A 16,908-nucleotide genomic window follows, 5' to 3' on the forward strand; every position below is an offset into this window, starting at 1 on the left:
GAGAACACAATGGCCAAAGCACCGCCGGCAAAACCCAAGACCTCGTTTGCGGACTGGTTCAAGAAGCTCGCTGCGCCCAAGCCGAAGGCGGGAGCCCGGCCAGCTTCGTCCGCTTCGTCCACGATGACGAACCTCCCCGCCGGCGGCGGCCCGACCTCGACCCAGGGCGCAAGCGACCCGAAAAAGGCGGCGTCCCTTGCGAAGCGCGTGAGCCTGGAGGACTTCCGGCTTCCCCTGATCGGTCACCTGCAGGTTACGTCGCAGATGAACATTCTCGGCACCACTGCCCTGGTGCTCGTGGTGCTCACCGCGCTGATGGCTTTCCTGGACGCCCAGGTGCGATCCCAGAATGCGACCTACGTGACGGTCACATCGCAGATGCAGTTCCACACGCAGCGCCTCGCCAAGGCCGCGAGCCTCGCGGCCCGGGGGCAGCCGTCGGCCTTTCCGCAGGTGCAGGACAGCCGCGACGAGTTCGCCAACTTCCTCGACGTGCTGCAGAAAGGCGGCTTCGCGTTCGGCGTTGAAGTGCCCCCGGCGGGAAGCAGCGATGAACTCAAGAGCCGGCTCCAGGAGCTGAACCAGAGGTGGCCCGAATCCTCGGGCGCGGCATCGGCCATCCTGGCTGCCCGGAACGACCTCGTCCAGCTCGCCCAGAACATCGCCCAGATCCGCGTCGGATCTGAGGAGATGGCTGCCACCTCCCAGGAACTCATCTCGCTCATGACCCAGTCGGGCTCGGCCCCCGGACAGGTGCTCCGTGCCAATCGCCTCACCGTGCTCGCCGAGCGTCTGGGCCGCGGCTCGGCCGAGATTCTCGGGGCCGAGACCATCGATCCGGAAGTGCCGTTCCTCATCGGCAAGGACACCAACGACCTGCGCGACCTCATCAAGGCACTCGAGTCGGGCAGCGAGGGGCTTGCCATCCTGCCCGTGCGCGATGCGGAAGCGCGGGGCAAGCTCGGAGACCTCAAGAAGCAGTTCGACGCCTTCGAGAAGAGCGTTGGTCCGATTCTGCGCGAGCTGCAAAAGCTCGTATCGGCGAGGCAGGCGGGCGCGCAGCTCGTCGCCGGCTCCGAGCAGCTGCAGAGCGCCGTGGCCAGGCTCCAGGAAGCGCTGCAGGCCGAGAAGTCGGCGACGGTGGTGATCACCATATTCATCCTCGTGGTTCTCCTCGTCGTCCTCCTGCTCAGCATGGGCTTCGTCTTCCTCTCCGATACCCGGCGCACCGCCGCGACGGCGGAAATGGAGAACAGGAAGAACCAGCAGGCGATTCTGCGCTTGCTCAACGAGATGGGGGACCTTGCCGACGGCGACCTCACCGTGAAGGCGGAGGTCACCGAGGACATCACCGGGGCCATCGCGGACTCGATGAACTACACCATCGACGAGCTGCGCAGCCTGGTGACCGGGGTCAACAGCGCGGCCATCTCGGTGACGCAGAAAACGGCGCACGCACAGACGATCTCCGCGGAACTCCTCGGCGCCGCGGAGCGGCAATCGAAGGAGATCGAGGAGACGACTTCGCAGGTGCTCCAGGTTTCGCGTTCGATTTCCGAGGTGTCGTCCACTGCAGGGGAAGGTGCGCAGGTCGCCCAGCGCTCCCTGGCGGCCGCCGACAAGGGCCGGGTCGCGGTGGAGAACTCCATCCTCGGCATGAACGACATCCGCAACCAGATCCAGGAGACGTCCAAGCGGATCAAGCGCCTCGGCGAGTCCTCGCAGGAGATCGGCGAGATCGTGGAACTCATTGCGGACATCACGGAGCAGACGAACGTCCTTGCGCTCAATGCCGCCATCCAGGCGGCCTCGGCCGGAGAGGCGGGCAGGGGCTTCTCGGTGGTCGCGGAGGAAGTGCAGCGCCTAGCGGAACGCTCCGGCGAGGCGACCAAGCAGATCGGCGCGATCGTGAAGACGATTCAGGCGGATACCCAGGACGCGGTCGCGGCCATGGAGAAATCGACACAGGGCGTGGTCGAGGGCGCGAAGCTCTCCGATGCCGCCGGCCAGGCCCTTACCGAGATCGATACGGTTACGAAGAGCCTTGCGCAGCTCATCCAGCAGATCTCCCAGGCAACGAACACGCAGGCCGAGGCGACGAACACCGTCGCGCGGAACATGCAGGGAATTCTCGAGATCACGCGCCAGACCACGCATGGCACGCAGCAGACCGCCGGGTCGATTCGGGACCTGTCCTCCGTGGCCCAGGAGCTGAAGAGCTCCGTATCGGGCTTCAAGCTCTAGGAGATCATGGGCGCCCGTCCTGCCGCCGGCATCGATCTTGGCCCGCTCAGCTGGGTCAAGACCGAGATCGACCATTCGCTCGGGCAGGCGCGCGAGAACCTCGACAAGATCGTCGCCGCTCCGCAGGAGCGCGCGCCGGTCAAGTACATCCTCACCCACCTGCACCAGGCCACCGGAGCGCTGGCCATGGTCGGGCTCGGGGCGGCCACGCGTTTCAACGAGGAGCTCGAGCGCCTGGTGTTGTCGGTAGAGACCTGTCAGGCGCACGAGATCGCCTTGCTGGTGCCGGTTGCCAAGCGGGCGATCTCGCTTCTTTCCAACTATCTGGACGCGCTGATGGGTGGCGAGGCGGACCGCCCCATGTCGCTGCTTTCCGGCTATCTCGAGTTGAACCGGGCCCGCGGGGCATCGGATGCGACCGAGGGCGACCTGTTCCACCCCGACCTGGGCGCTGCCCTTCCCTTGCTCGGGGAGGCGGCTGCCGCGATGGACGACGCGGTGCTCGTGAAAGCCCTCTCGCACCAGCGTTCGATCTACCAGCAGGGGCTGCTGCGCATCCTGCGCGGGGGCGACACGATCGAGGGCTGCCGTCTGATGCAGGACGCCATCGCTGCAATCGAGTCGCTTCAGTCCTCCACGCCCAATCGCCCCTTCTGGACGGCGGCGACCGGCTTTTTCGACGCGCTTGCCCTGGATGGCCTCGCCCTGGATGCCAAGGCCAAGCCGTTGCTTGCCAAGGTCGACCAGCAGGTGAAGCAACTGATCGACGGCTCCTTGAAAGTGCCGGAGCGCCTCTTCCGCGACCTCCTGCTCCAGGTGGGGCGCAGTCGGCCTGTCAGCCCGAGGATCGTCACCTTGAAGGCGGTATTTCGCCTCGACGAGCTCCTCGCGACCCCGCAAACGGCGCTGGGCGACGCCGGCGATGAAGCCCTCGGGTCGCTGATTCGCGAGCTGCGCGATCTCACCATCCAGCAGAAGGACGCGTGGCTCAAGTTCACTTCCGGCAATCGCGCGGCTCTCGAGCCTTTCGGCAAGCAGGCGCTGGCACTTGCCGACCGTGCGGCGCAGTTGCCTCGGCGCGACATCCAGCACGTCTTCGCGAAGCTCGCCGATATCGCGCCGGCGCTCAAGGCACGGGCGATTCCCCCTTCGGAGTCGCAGGCCCTGGAGGTGGCGACGGCTCTGCTGTTCATCGAATCGGCCTTCGACAACTATCATCGGATGGGCGGCGACTTCGAGCGACAGACAAGGGTCGTGTCCGAGCGCCTGAAGGCCGCCATGGCGGGCGAGGCCGTTCCGCCGATGGACACGATCGAGGGCGGGATCCTCGACGAGATGACGCGCCGCGCCCAGGAAAAGCTTCTCGTGTTCCAGGTCGGGCAGGAAGTCCAGGTGAATCTGCAGGGCATCGAGCAGTCCCTGGATGCGTTCTTCCGGGATCCAGCGCACCGGCCCGACCTCAAGGGACTCCCCAGCCAGTTCGCCCAGGTTCAGGGTGCCCTGATGATCATGGAGCTCGATGCCGCGGCGGAACTCAATGCGGCAGTCAGCGCTCGCGTCCAGCAATTTGCCGAAGGCACGCTCGACGGGCAGGGTGAAGCCGCCGAAATGGTCGCGGACGGACTTTCCGCGCTGGGCCTCTACATCACTGCGATCCAGCAGGGCGCCGCGCGGCCGGAGGACGTGCTCAGGCCGGCGCTGGTGCGCTTCGGGCTCCTCCAGTCCGAGCAGGCGATCGTCGAAGAAGCGCTCCGGAATACCGGTACCGTGTCGCCACTCGACATCGACGTCCAGAAGCAGAAGGTGCAGGCACTTTACGAGGACTGGAAGGAGACGCCCGGCGCGGAAGGGAAGGAAAAGCTCGAGCGCGCGGTGGACGATCTCAAGCGCGATGCGGTGGTGATCGCCGATGCCCACGTGGCCCGGCAAAGCGACCAGGCGCTTGCGGCCCTCCAGGCAGCGGGCGACGTGAACCAGACGGGGATCTTCAACGCAATCCAGGAGCTTGCGCCTGACAAGCCGGCGGAAATGCCCACGGCCCAGGTCGTCCAGCTTGTCGATGCCCCGGGATCCGAGATCGACAGGGAGCTCCTCGAGATTTTCCTCGAGGAGGCGATGGAGGTCGCGGCGACGATCGCTCAGCACCTGGCGACGTCCCGCGGCGCCCCGCACGACCGGGAGGCGCTCACCACCATCCGGCGCGGTTTCCATACCCTCAAGGGAAGCGGCCGGATGGTCGGCCTGACCGACCTGGGAGAGGTCGCTTGGCAGTGCGAGCAGGTGATGAACAAGTGGCTCAAGGACGAGAAACCCGCCACGCCGGACCTCCTCGCCTTCGTCGAGCTTGCGGAAAAATCGTTCTCGGGCTGGATCGAGCAATTGAAGACGGGGGCGGATACCCCGATCGATGGCGCGCAGATCGCGCGCCGGGCGGAAATCCTGAAAAGCGGCGCGACCGCTACGCCTGCCCCGGTGCTCGAGCGACTCCCCGAGGAGGCACCGCCGGCCGCCATGCCCGCAGAGCCGCTGGAGAAGTCTGCGGGAGCACTTGCCGAGCCTTTGCAGACGCCTGCAACACCCGCGCCCGAGGGCTTCACGTTCGAGTCGCTCGATCTCCAGCCCGAGGAAGCGCCGCCGCCAAGCCGTGACGAATTTGATTTCGCGGCATCCGCGGCATCGCCGCCGGCGGAGGTGCCCGCGCCCCAGGCGGGCGAGGAGGAACAGTATGAGGAGCCGGATGTGGTCGTTGGCTCCGTGTGCATTTCGCCCGCCCTGTTCTCGATCTATGTGGGTGAATCCGAGCAGCACGCGACCACGCTCGAGCGCGAGATGTCCGCGATCGAGGCCGATCGCATGCACCCGGTGAGCCACGAATTCATGCGCGCGGCTCACACCCTGACGAGCAGCTCCCGCACGACGGGCTTCGACGTGCTGGCCGACGTCGCGCACGCCCTCGAGAAGTGGCTCGCCGATGCGGTCGACTATCCGCCGGAATTCACGGCCGAAAGGCTGGTGACCACGCGCCGCGCCGTGGATGGCGTGGTGTCCATGGTGCGTTCCATCGCCGGGCGGGCGCTTCCGCTCGGTCGCGAGGATCTCGTCGATGACCTGAAGTCCCTGCGCGAGGGGCTCCAGGAGTCACGGCGAACAGGCGAAGGCACGCATATCCGCATGCCGGACGCCATCCGGGAAGCAATCGAAGCGAAGGCGCTGGCGACGGCGACCGCGACCGCGACTGTACGTCCCGTGCCTGCGGAATCCGTGCAGGCAGCGCCGATCATTGCACCCGACCCGGTGCTCCCGGTCTCGGCAGCCCCGCCGCCGGTTCCGCAGGAACCTGCGGTCCCCGCGGAACCGGTTTCCGCTCCGGTGGAAGAAGCCGACCGACCCTTCGAGGCCGGCAAGGACCAGCGCAAGGTCAAGGACGATGTCGATCGCGATCTCCTGCCGATATTCCTGGACGAGGCCCGCGAGCTCGTGCCCGCGGTGAGCGACGGGCTGCGTCGCTGGAAAGCGAGCCCGTCCGACCGCGCGCCCGCCGACGACCTGCGCCGCCACCTGCACACGCTGAAGGGCAGCGCACGCATGACCGGCCTCATGCGGCTGGGCGAGCTTGCGCACTTGCTGGAAACGCGAGTGGTTGGAATGTCCGAAGCGGCCGTGCCGCCCGAGAGCGAATTCGAGGAGGCCGAGGAGCGTATCGACCGGTTCTCCCTGGCGCTCGAGCGGCTTTCCCGAGGAGAGGAGTTTCAGGACCTCCTGCCGATCGAGGTCCCCGTGTCGGCGGTCTTCGAGCAGCAGAAGGACAAGCCCACGCCGCTGGCGGTGATCGCGGCGGCGGCAGAGACGATTGCCCAGCAGCAGGGGCTGCCGCCCGAGCTTCGCGAGGTGCGCACTGCGCTGCTGCGCGTGAACGCCGACCTGGTCGACCAGTTCGTGAACGAGGCGGGTGAACTCTCGATCGCGCGTTCGCGGATCGAGGGCGAGATGGCCGCGTTCAAGCGCGCGCTGTCCGACATGGCGGAAAACGTTCTGCGGATGCGCGCCCAGTTGCGCGAGATCGAAATCTCCTCCGAAGGGCAGATGCAGAGCCGGTTGCGGGAACAGGAGGAACACGGCGGCGCCTTCGATCCGCTCGAATTCGACCGCTTCACGCGCATGCAGGAACTCACGCGGTTCCTCGCGGAATCCCTGAGCGACGTGATCACCCTGCAGCAGGGCCTGCAGAAGAACATCGACGAGAGCGAGCTCGCTCTCCTCCAGCAGGGCCGGCTCAACCGGGAGCTCCAGCAGGGGCTCATGGGAGTACGGCTCGTGCCCCTGGCCAACCTGGCGGACCGCTTCTACCGTGTGGTGCGCCAGACGGCGAAGGATGTCGGCAGGAAGGCGAACCTGGAGCTCAAGGGCATCCGCGTCGAGCTCGACCGATCGATGCTCGAGAAGATCACCGCGCCCTTCGAGCACCTGCTGAGGAATGCGGTGGGGCACGGCATCGAAACCCCGCAGGCGCGGGTGGCGGCGGGCAAGCCCGAGATCGGCGAGATCCTGATCGACGCCGTACAGCGCGGCAACGAGGTTGTCCTCACGGTCTCCGACGACGGACGCGGGCTGGATTACGCGCGAATCCGCGAGCGTGCCGGGGAGCTCGGGATACTGGCCGCGGACGACGAAGCGCCGCCGGCGGCGCTCGCCCAGCTCATCTTCAAGCCCGGGTTCTCCACGTCGAAGGAGGTCACGCTGGTGGCCGGCCGCGGCGTGGGCATGGACGTCGTGAGGAACGAGATCACCTCGCTCGGGGGGCGGGTGGAGCTTGCCTCCGTCCCGGGGCGCGGCACGACGTTCACGATCACGCTGCCCCTCACCCTTGCGGTGAGCCAGGCGGTGATGGTGCGCGTCGGGGACAGGCTCTACGCCATTCCTTCCGTCATCGTGGACCAGGTGCAGCAGTACAAGGCTCAGCCCTTTTCCGAGGCGATGGCCCGCGGCGAGATCGCCTGGAAGGACAATGCCTACCCGCTGCGCTCACTCCTCACTCTGCTGGGAGAGACCGACAGTCCCGTTCCGCAGCGCCAGATTCCCGTGCTGCTGCTCCGAAGCGGCGTGCAACGCGCGGCGGTGCGTGTCGACGAAATCGTCGGCAACCGCGAAATTGTCGTGAAGACGATCGGTCCGCAGCTCGCGCGGCTGGCCGGGGTTGCGGGCGCCACCGTGCTGGGCAACGGGCAGGTGGTGCTGGTCTTGAACCCGGTGACTCTGGTGCACCGTGAGCGCGCGGCGGGCGAGGTTGTCCCGATGCCGGCGATTCCGGCCGAGCCGCAGGCGCCCGCGGTGCCGGTGAAGTCGGCCCCGCTGGTGATGGTGGTGGACGATTCGCTCACGGTGAGAAAGATCACGGGCCGCATGCTTTCGCGTGAGGGCTACGAGTTCGTGGCTGCCAAGGATGGGGTCGACGCGCTGCAGCAGCTTCAGGACGTGCGTCCCGACGTGATCCTGCTCGACGTCGAGATGCCCCGCATGGACGGCTTCGAGTTCGCGAGGAACGTGCGGGCCGACGAGGCCACGAAGTCGATCCCGATCATCATGATCACCTCGCGCACCGCGGAAAAGCACCGCAACCGGGCCCTCGAACTCGGCGTGAACGAGTACATGGGGAAGCCCTACCAGGAGGAGCAGCTGCTCGCGCTCATCTCGCGCTTCACGCGCGGGAAGGAGGCCTTCTGAGGAACGCGGGAAGGCCGGGCTAGCTGAACCAGGCAAGGACCGCGGCGCCGAGCGCGATGCGGTACCAGGCGAACGCCCGCAGGTCGTGGTTCGCCACGTAGCGGATGAGGCCGCGCACCGCGACGAGCGCCGCCATGAAACTCACCACGAATCCCACGGCGAAAGTACCGAGGTCGGCCGCGTCGAGAATTTGCCGGTACTTGACCAGCTGGTAGCCGCTGGCGGCGACCATGATCGGCACCGAGAGGAAGAACGAGAACTCGGTTGCGGCCTGCCGCGACAGGCCGAAGAGCATCCCGCCGATGATCGTGGCGCCCGAGCGGGACGTCCCCGGAATGAGCGAAAAGCACTGCGCGAGTCCCACCATCAGGGCGTCTTTCCAGTCCATCTCGTCCACCTCGACAATGCGCGGCGCCCCGTGACGCGCATACCAGCGCTCGACGACGAAGATCACCACCGCCCCGGCCACGAGAGCCACGGCCACGCTCACCGGGTTGAAGAGGAAATCCTTGATCTGGCGGTGGAAGGCAAGTCCCATCGCGGCCGCGGGGACGAACGCCACGGCGAGGTTGGTCGCGAAGCGCTGCTGCACCGGATCGGAGGCGATGCCGGAAAAGGCCCGGGCGAAGCGGGCGCGATACTCCCAGCACACGGCGAGGATCGCGCCCAGCTGGATCACGATGTCGAAGACCTTTCCTTTCTCGTCGTTCAGGCCGAGAAGGTCGGAGACGATGATGAGGTGGCCGGTGGAGGACACCGGCAGGAACTCGGTGAGGCCTTCCACGACGCCCAGGACGAGCGCGCTCAGGAGCGGTGCGATTTCCATCGGGCCGAAGTCTAGCACCCGACCCGCGCGAGGTCAGGCCTTCGTGTAGACCTCGGCGCCCTTCTTCACGAATTCCACCGCTTTCACCTCCATCCCCTTGGCGAGGGCCTGCTCGTCGGAGACGCCCATCTTCGCCGCGAAATCGCGCACGTCCTGCGTGATCTTCATCGAGCAGAAGTGCGGTCCGCACATGGAGCAGAAGTGGGCGAGCTTGGCGCCCTCCTGGGGCAGCGTCTCGTCGTGGAACTGCTTCGCCTTGTCCGGATCGAGTCCCAGGTTGAACTGGTCCTCCCAGCGGAACTCGAAGCGTGCCTTCGAGAGCGCATTGTCACGGATCTGCGCGCCGGGATGCCCCTTGGCCAGGTCCGCGGCGTGGGCGGCGATCTTGTAGGTGATGATCCCGTCCTTCACGTCGTCCTTGTCCGGCAGGCCCAGGTGTTCCTTGGGCGTCACGTAGCAGAGCATGGCGGTGCCGTACCAACCGATCTGCGCGGCGCCGATTCCGCTCGTGATGTGGTCGTAGCCCGGCGCGATGTCGGTGGTGAGCGGGCCGAGCGTGTAGAACGGCGCCTCGTGGCAGTGCTCCAGCTCGAGGTCCATGTTCTCCTTGATGAGCTGCATGGGCACGTGGCCGGGTCCCTCGATCATCACCTGGCAGTCGTGCTTCCACGCGAGCGAGGTGAGTTCGCCGAGAGTCCGGAGCTCGGCCAGCTGCGCCTCGTCGTTGGCGTCGTACAGGGAGCCGGGCCGCAGGCCGTCTCCCAGGGAGTAGGAGACGTCGTACGCGGCCATGATCTCGCAGATGTCCTCGAAATGCTCGTAGAGGAAGCTCTCCCTGTGGTGGGCGAGGCACCACTTGGCCATGATCGAGCCGCCGCGCGAGACGATCCCCGTCATGCGTGTGGCGGTCATCGGGATGAAGGGCAGGCGCACCCCGGCGTGGATGGTGAAGTAGTCCACGCCCTGCTCGGCCTGCTCGACGAGGGTATCGCGGAAGATCTCCCAGGTGAGCTCCTCGGCCCTGCCGTCGACTTTCTCCAGCGCCTGGTAGATCGGCACCGTCCCGATGGGGACGGGGGAATTGCGGATGATCCACTCCCGTGTCTCGTGGATGTGCTTTCCGGTGGACAGGTCCATCACGGTGTCGCCACCCCACCGGATCGCCCACGTCATCTTGTCGACTTCCTCGGCGATCGAGGAGCCGAGCGCCGAATTGCCTATGTTCGCGTTGATCTTCACCAGGAAGTTGCGCCCGATGGCCATGGGCTCGATCTCGGGGTGGTTCACGTTGGCGGGGATGATCGCCCGGCCGCGCGCCACCTCGTCGCGGACGAATTCGGGCGTGACCTCGGCGGGGATCGCGGCGCCGAAAGACTGGCCCGGATGCTGACGGCCGAGAAGCTCGGCCATGCGAGAGCCGGTGGGGCCCGAGGCGCGCAGGCCCTCCAGGTATTCGCGCCGGCGCCCGTTCTCGCGAATGGCGACGAACTCCATCTCCGGGGTAATGATGCCGCGCCGCGCGTAGTGCATCTGCGTCACCTTCGCGCCATCCTTCGCGCGGCGCGGAAGGCGTTTCAGGTCGAATCGCAGCTCGGCGAGCTGCGGGTCCGCAAGGCGTTCCCGGCCATAGCGAGACGTGGGCCCGTCGAGCTTTTGCGTGTCTGCCCTCTCCTCGATCCAGCGCGCGCGCAGCGCCGGCAGTCCGGAGCGGATGTCGATGCGCGCGGCCGGGTCCGTATAGGGCCCGCTCGTGTCATAGACGAAAACGGGCGGGTTTGCCTCGGGCCCGAACGAGGCGGGCGTGTCGGACTGCGAAATCTCGCGCATCGGCACCCGGATGTCGGCGCGCGAACCCTCGGCATGGACCTTGCGCGACCGCGGAAGCGGTTGGACTGCAGCCTCGTCGACGTGGGCTGACGCGGCGATGAATTTCGGATTGGCGTTCATGAAGGCTCCATCGGGAGCAGCGACGGAGCGGAAGGCCTGGGGCCTACGCTCCCTACGCCGGCATGACCCGGGTCAGGTTCAAAGGGACTCTCTCACCGGGCGGTGGCCCGGACCCCTGCGTTCGGACCCTCAAAGCTACCGGAAGCGTCGCGGGGGCGCAAATGACCCGGGCCGGAGGTCGCCTGCCGGAGCAGGCCCCGCCGTTGCAACGGCAGAGCAGTTCGGGTACAAATGACCAATTAGTCATTTATGGCGTCGACGCCCATGACCGCCTCCCTGCCGGCGCCGCGCTGGCAGCGCCGTCCCGATGCCCGTCCGCAGGAGTTGCTCAAGGCTGCGCTTTCCCTGTTCATCGAGCGGGGCTACGCTGCCACGCGCCTCGAGGAGGTCGCGCAGCGCGCGGGCGTGGCAAAGGCGACGCTGTACCTCTACTACGACAACAAGCTGGCACTGTTCAAGGCCGTCGTTCGCCACGCTCTCGTCGATCGCTTCGACGAGGTCGCCCAGGACCAGGCCGGCAGAGAGGTCAGCGCGCGGGAACAGCTGGTCGGGCTCCTGACGACGTTCGTGAATCGCGTCGCCAGCTCGCCACTGTCGGGCATCCCGAAGCTCGTCATCGCGGAGGCGGGCAACTTTCCGGAGATCGCGCGCTTCTATCACGACGAGGTGATCCAGCGCGGCCGGGAGATGATAGTCGGCGCGCTCGAGCGCGGCGCGGCCAACGGGGAGTTCCGCCCAGTCGACGCCGAGTACGTCTGGCGAATCGTGATCGCCCCGCCGCTGCTCGCCATCATCTGGAAGCACAGCTTCCAGTCCTTCGAGCGGGAGCCTCTGGATCTGCGCCGCCACCTGGAGTCGCAGCTGGACCTGCTGTTCAACGGTCTGGCCGCCCCGAAGAAAGGAAGGGTTCGACAGTGAACAGGAAGCTTATCGCTGTGCCCCTCGTACTGGCAGCCATGGCGGCTGGCGCGTGGTGGTGGAAGGGGAACCATGACGAGGGCGGGCGGGATCTCGTGCTGTACGGCAACGTGGACATCCGCCAGGTCGAGCTCGCCTTCAACGCGAGCGGCCGCATCGCCGAGGTGCTGGTTCGCGAAGGAAGCCGGGTGACGAAGGGCCAGCTTCTGGCCCGGCTCGACACGGTGCGACTGAAGCTGCAACTGGCGCAGGCCGAGGCACTCGCGGACGCCCAGCGCAGCCAGGTCGCCAAGCTGAAGGCGGGCTCCCGGCCCGAGGAGATCCGTCAGGCGGCGGCGCTTCGCGACGCGGCGCAGGCAGCGACGCAGGACGCACGGCAAATCTACGTGCGCCAGAAGGACCTCGTGGAGAAGAACTTCGTGTCGCAGCAGCAGGTCGACATCGCGAAGAACAACCTGGACGGGAAGCGGGAACAGCTGAACTCCGCCGAGGAAACCTATCGGCTGACGGTCCTGGGTCCCCGGAAGGAGGACATCACCGCGGCCGAGGCGAGCCTCGCCGCGCAGGAGGCCGCGGTCGCCGGCCTCAAGCAGGACATTTCCGAAGGCGAGCTCAAGGCGCCCGACCTCGGGATCGTCGAGAAGCGCATTCTCGAGCCGGGCGACATGGCCTCTGCGCAGAAGTCCGTCTTCACGCTGTCGCTCACCGAGCCGGTCTGGGCGCGTGTGTACCTGCCGGAACGCGCGCTCGGGCGGGTGCCGATGGGCGCACGCGCGACCATTGCCACGGACAGTCACCAGGACCGCCCTTATGCCGGCTGGGTCGGCTACGTCTCGCCCTCGGCGGAATTCACGCCCAAGTCGGTCGAAACGGCGGAGCTGCGCACCAGCCTCGTCTATCAGGCGCGCGTCTTCGTCTGCAACGGCAGGGACGAATTGCGGCAAGGCATGCCGGTCACGGTGACCATCGCCTATGACCAGCCCGCCTCCCAGGGGGCCTCCTGCACCGAAGCGAAATGACGACCGACGCCCCGATCCTCGAGGCCGAAGGGCTCACCAAGGATTTCGCGGTCGGCACACGCCGAGTGACTGCGCTCGATGCGGTCAGCCTGCGCGTGCGACGCGGCGTGATCACGGGCCTCATCGGTCCGGATGGCGCCGGCAAGACGACGTTCATGCGGCTGGCCGCCGGGCTGCTGGCGCCCGACAGCGGGCGGATCTGCGCCCTGGGGCTGGATGCCACGCGCGAGTCGCTGCGGGTACAGGCCTCGCTGGGGTACATGCCGCAGCGCTTCGGCCTGTACGAAGATCTGACGGTGGCGGAGAACCTCGAGCTCTACGCGGACCTGCAGGGCGTGCCGCGCGACGCCCGGGCCGCACGCTACTCGGAACTGATGCACATGACGGGGCTTGCCCCGTTCACGCGGCGCCTGGCCGGCCGCCTGTCGGGCGGCATGAAGCAGAAGCTTGGCCTGGCCTGCACGCTGGTGCGAGCGCCGCATCTGCTGCTGCTTGACGAGCCCACCGTCGGCGTGGATCCCGTATCGCGGCGCGAGCTGTGGTCCATCGTCGATCGCCTGGTGCGCAGCGAGGGAATGAGCGTGCTGCTCTCCACGGCGTACCTGGACGAGGCGGAGCGCTGCGCCGAAGTGGTGATGATCCACGAGGGAAGGATTCTGGAGCAGGGGTCGCCCGCCTCCATGAGCGCGCGCATGGCCGGACGGACCTGGGCCGTTTCCCGCCCGGGCACCCGTCATCGCGACCTGCAGGCGGAGTTGGACGGCCAGCCCGGCGTTGTCGATGCGCTGGTTCAGGGCGAGCACGTGCGGCTCGTGGTGGCCGAGTCCGGCCTGCCCGGTTCGTTCGCCGACCGGTGGAATCTCGTGGCGCGCGCGGTTGCCCCGCGATTCGAGGACGTTTTCATCGAACGGTTGCGCCGGCAACGCGACGGCACCGCAAAGGCCGCCGCGATGGACGGCGCGCCACGGCGGCCGGGCCAGGCAGCGGACGCCGAAATCATTCGCGTGCAGGGCCTGCGTCGCCGGTTCGGCGACTTCTGGGCCGTCGATGGCGTGGACCTGCACATCCGGCGCGGCGAGATCTTCGGCCTGCTGGGCGCGAACGGCGCCGGCAAGACGACGACGTTCCGGATGCTTTGCGGCCTGCTGCCGGCCAGCGCGGGGCACATCGAAGTTGCGGGCCTCGACCTGCGCCATGCCGCTTCCGCCGCGCGCGCCCGCATCGGCTACATGTCGCAGAAGTTCTCGCTCTACGGCAACCTCAGCGTGGCGCAGAACGTCGAATTCTTCGCCAGGGCCTATGGCCTGTCAGGCGCCACGCGGGGAAAGCGCATCGAGTGGGCGATGACCGAGTTCGACCTGGGCGACTACGCCGGCCAGCTGGCCGCCGATCTGCCGCTCGGCTACAAGCAGCGTCTCGCCATGGCCTGCGCCCTCATGCACCGTCCCGAGATTCTCTTTCTCGACGAGCCGACCTCGGGCGTCGACCCGCTGGCCCGTCGCGAGTTCTGGAAGCGCATCAACACCCTCGCCCGCCAGGGCGTGACGGTGCTGGTGACCACCCATTTCATGGAAGAGGCTGAGTACTGCGACCGGCTCGCGATCATGGCAGCCGGCCGCATCCTCGCCACGGACGAGCCGGCGGCGATCAAGGCCATGGCGCGGACCAGCGACAATCCCGAGCCCAGCATGGAAGACGCCTTCATCGGGCTGGTCGAGAGAACAGCGCTCCCGGAGGCCGCATGAACGCCACGCGCGGCGGGTCCCTCATGCGCTTGAGGGGACTCGTGCGCAAGGAGTTCCTGCAGATCGTGCGTGATCCCAGCAGCATCGCCATCGCGTTCCTGATGCCGATCTTCCTGCTGACGCTCTTCGGCTATGGTGTGTCGCTCGACGCGGACCACGTCCCCATCGCGCTCGTCGCGCAGTCCCCCTCGCCGGACAGCGCGGATTTCATGGCCTCGTTCCAGGGGTCGCACTATTTCGCGCCTCGCGTCGAGCGGTCCATGGCGGAGGCGGAGGCCGCGTTGCGCCGCGGCGAAGTGAAGGGCATCGTCCACCTTCAGCCGGATTTCTCGCGCCGCCTGCGCCAGCCGGACGGGGCGCCCATCCAGGTCGTGGTCTCCGGGGTGGACGCAAACACGGCGCAACTGGTCATCGGCTATGTCCAGGGCGCCTGGGGCAACTGGCTCGCCGCCCAGGCCGCGCGTCGTGGGCAGCGGCTGGACATGCCGGTGGACCTGCAGACGCGGATCTGGTTCAACAGCGAGCTGCGAAGCCGCAACTACCTGGTGCCAGGCCTGGTGGCGATCATCATGACCCTCATCGGCGCGCTGCTCACGGCGCTGGTGATGGCCCGCGAATGGGAGCGCGGAACGATGGAGGCGCTGCTGGTCACGCCGGCCAGCATGAGCGAGGTGCTGCTGGGCAAGCTCGCCGCCTATTTCACCCTTGGCACCGGCGGCATGCTGCTCACGGTCGCGATGGCGGTATGGCTCTTCGAGGTCCCGCTGCGCGGCTCGTTCTGGGTGCTGTGGGCCTGCTCCAGCCTCTTCCTGCTGGCGGCTCTCGGCATGGGGCTCACCATCTCGACCCTGGCGCGCAGCCAGTTCGTCGCGGGCCAGGTGGCGATCATCGCCACCTTCCTTCCTGCCTTCCTGCTGTCCGGCTTCATCTTCGACATCGGCAGCATGCCGCCCGTGGTGCAGGCCATCACCCACGTCGTCGTCGCCCGCTACTTCGTGGCGATCGTGCAGACCCTGTTCCTGGCGGGCAACGTGTGGTCGGTGATCCTGCCCAACGCGCTCGCGCTCGTCCTGATGGCCGCGATCTTCCTGGGCATCACATGGCGAAAGTCACGCAAGAGGCTCGACTGACATGTGGCAGCGCATCCTCGCTCTCGTTCACAAGGAATTCCTGGCCCTGCTCAAGGACCCCAAGAGCCGGCTGGTGCTGATCGTCCCGCCGCTCGTCCAGTTGCTGGTGTTCGGGTACGCGGCCAGTTTCGACCTGAAGCAGGTGCCCTTCGCGGTCTACAACGAGGATCATGGCGCGGCCTCGCGTGACCTGCTGGCCGCCTTCGGTGGCGGGACGACCTTCGTCCAGGTGGCGCAACTGCATGCAGAGAGCGAGATCGCCCCGCTGGTCGACGGACGCCGGGTCCTCGTCGTGATTCACATCGGCCCCCGCTTCACCGCCGACCTGCTGTCCGGGCGACCCGCGCCGCTCCAGGTCATCGTCGACGGCCGCAACTCGAACACCGCCATGGTGGCGCTCAACTACGTGCGCAGCGTCGTCCAGCGCTTCAACGAAGGCTGGATCGACGCCCACGGGCTGCAGGGGCCGCCGGCGAATCTCGAGATTCGGGCCTGGTTCAATCCGAACCTCGAAAGCCGCTGGTTCTTCATCCCGGGCATCGTCGGCATCCTCACTCTGGTGGTCACCATGCTGGTGACCGCGCTCACGGTGGCCCGCGAGCGGGAGCAGGGGACCTTTGACCAACTCCTCGTCACGCCCCTTCGGCCGGGCGAGATTCTCGTCGCGAAGACAGTGCCGGGCTTCGTGATCGGCATCCTGCAGGCGACGCTGATTCTCGTGGTGGCCCAGCTCTGGTTCGAGGTGCCGTTCCTCGGGAGCCTGCCGGCCTTTTACGTGGCGCTCGCACTGTTCCTGCTCTCCAGCGTCGGCATGGGGCTGCTCATCTCCTCGCTCTCGGCCACCCAACAGCAGGGCCTGCTGGGCGCCTTCGTGTTCATGGTGCCCGCGGTGATCCTCTCCGGATTCGCCACTCCCATCGCCAACATGCCGGAGGCCGTGCAGATGGTCACGCTGATCGACCCGTTGCGCTACTTCCTGATCGTCTTGCGCAAGGTGTTCCTCGAGGGCGCCGGGTTCGGCCTCGTGGTCGACCAGTTCTGGCCCATGGCCTTGATCGGCGCGGCGAGCCTGAGCCTTGCGAGCTGGCTCTTCCGCCACCGGATGTACTGAGCGGCCCTTCTCCCGAAGCGCCGTCAATTCGAAGGATGTCCTGAATGAGGATCGGGCGCCCGTGAAGCCCCCAGGTATCAAGATATGGATGACTTGCCCCGTCTGATCGCAGGCACGCAGTTCGAGGCAGGAAGCGGTCGCGCTGGCGGCTTTCCTGGTGGCCTTAGGCACGGTCACGACGATCCGCTGCCGCGAAGCCCTCGGCTGACCGCCCCCGCCGGCGGGGAAACCCGCTTCGCTTTGATAC

General features: G+C 67.2%; 9 protein-coding genes and 1 riboswitch. Of the genes, 7 read left to right on the forward strand and 2 right to left on the reverse strand.

From position 1 onward, the window contains the following. Positions 1-9 precede the first annotated feature (9 nt). Together IPP91_09075 and IPP91_09080 are read left to right on the forward strand one after the other, a co-directional pair. A complete protein-coding gene (locus IPP91_09075; GenBank protein MBL0142219.1) occupies positions 10-2,244 on the forward strand; it encodes a type IV pili methyl-accepting chemotaxis transducer N-terminal domain-containing protein in 2,235 nt (744 codons plus the stop codon). A gap of 6 nt (positions 2,245-2,250) precedes the next feature. Further along, a complete protein-coding gene (locus tag IPP91_09080) occupies positions 2,251-7,965 on the forward strand; it encodes an Hpt domain-containing protein (GenBank protein MBL0142220.1) in 5,715 nt (1,904 codons plus the stop codon). A gap of 19 nt (positions 7,966-7,984) precedes the next feature. On the opposite strand, the gene IPP91_09085 is transcribed toward IPP91_09080, so the two are convergent. Both IPP91_09085 and thiC read right to left on the reverse strand, forming a co-directional pair. Further along, entirely contained in the window at positions 7,985-8,791 is an 807-nt protein-coding gene (locus IPP91_09085; GenBank protein ID MBL0142221.1) for an undecaprenyl-diphosphate phosphatase, read from the reverse strand. A gap of 33 nt (positions 8,792-8,824) precedes the next feature. Then, on the reverse strand, positions 8,825-10,738 hold the full coding sequence (thiC, locus tag IPP91_09090) for a phosphomethylpyrimidine synthase ThiC (protein ID MBL0142222.1): 1,914 nt from the start codon (positions 10,736-10,738) through the stop codon (positions 8,825-8,827). A gap of 32 nt (positions 10,739-10,770) precedes the next feature. Further along, positions 10,771-10,865: riboswitch (TPP riboswitch) on the reverse strand. A 137-nt stretch (positions 10,866-11,002) separates the two neighbouring features. Here thiC and IPP91_09095 point away from each other — a divergent pair. From IPP91_09095 to IPP91_09115, 5 genes are read left to right on the forward strand one after another with little or no spacing between them, the layout of a single operon-like run. Continuing rightward, positions 11,003-11,656 carry a TetR/AcrR family transcriptional regulator gene (locus IPP91_09095; GenBank protein ID MBL0142223.1) on the forward strand — a complete coding sequence of 218 codons (654 nt, stop codon included), beginning with the start codon at positions 11,003-11,005 and terminating at the stop codon, positions 11,654-11,656. Further along, positions 11,653-12,675: an efflux RND transporter periplasmic adaptor subunit gene (locus IPP91_09100; protein MBL0142224.1), complete on the forward strand. Its 1,023-nt coding sequence runs from the start codon at positions 11,653-11,655 to the stop codon at positions 12,673-12,675. Before IPP91_09095 ends, IPP91_09100 begins: the two co-directional genes overlap by 4 nt. Then, entirely contained in the window at positions 12,672-14,420 is a 1,749-nt protein-coding gene (locus IPP91_09105) for an ABC transporter ATP-binding protein (protein MBL0142225.1), read from the forward strand. The genes IPP91_09100 and IPP91_09105 overlap by 4 nt, the downstream gene beginning before the upstream one ends. Beyond that, positions 14,417-15,550, forward strand: a complete 1,134-nt coding sequence (locus IPP91_09110) for an ABC transporter permease (GenBank protein ID MBL0142226.1) — start codon at positions 14,417-14,419, stop codon at positions 15,548-15,550. Before IPP91_09105 ends, IPP91_09110 begins: the two co-directional genes overlap by 4 nt. Position 15,551: 1 nt before the next feature. Continuing rightward, positions 15,552-16,661, forward strand: coding sequence for an ABC transporter permease (locus IPP91_09115; GenBank protein ID MBL0142227.1), 1,110 nt, complete (start codon positions 15,552-15,554; stop codon positions 16,659-16,661). Positions 16,662-16,908: the final 247 nt, after the last annotated feature.

This window comes from Betaproteobacteria bacterium (genome assembly GCA_016720855.1).
Lineage (GTDB): Bacteria > Pseudomonadota > Gammaproteobacteria > Burkholderiales > Usitatibacteraceae > FEB-7.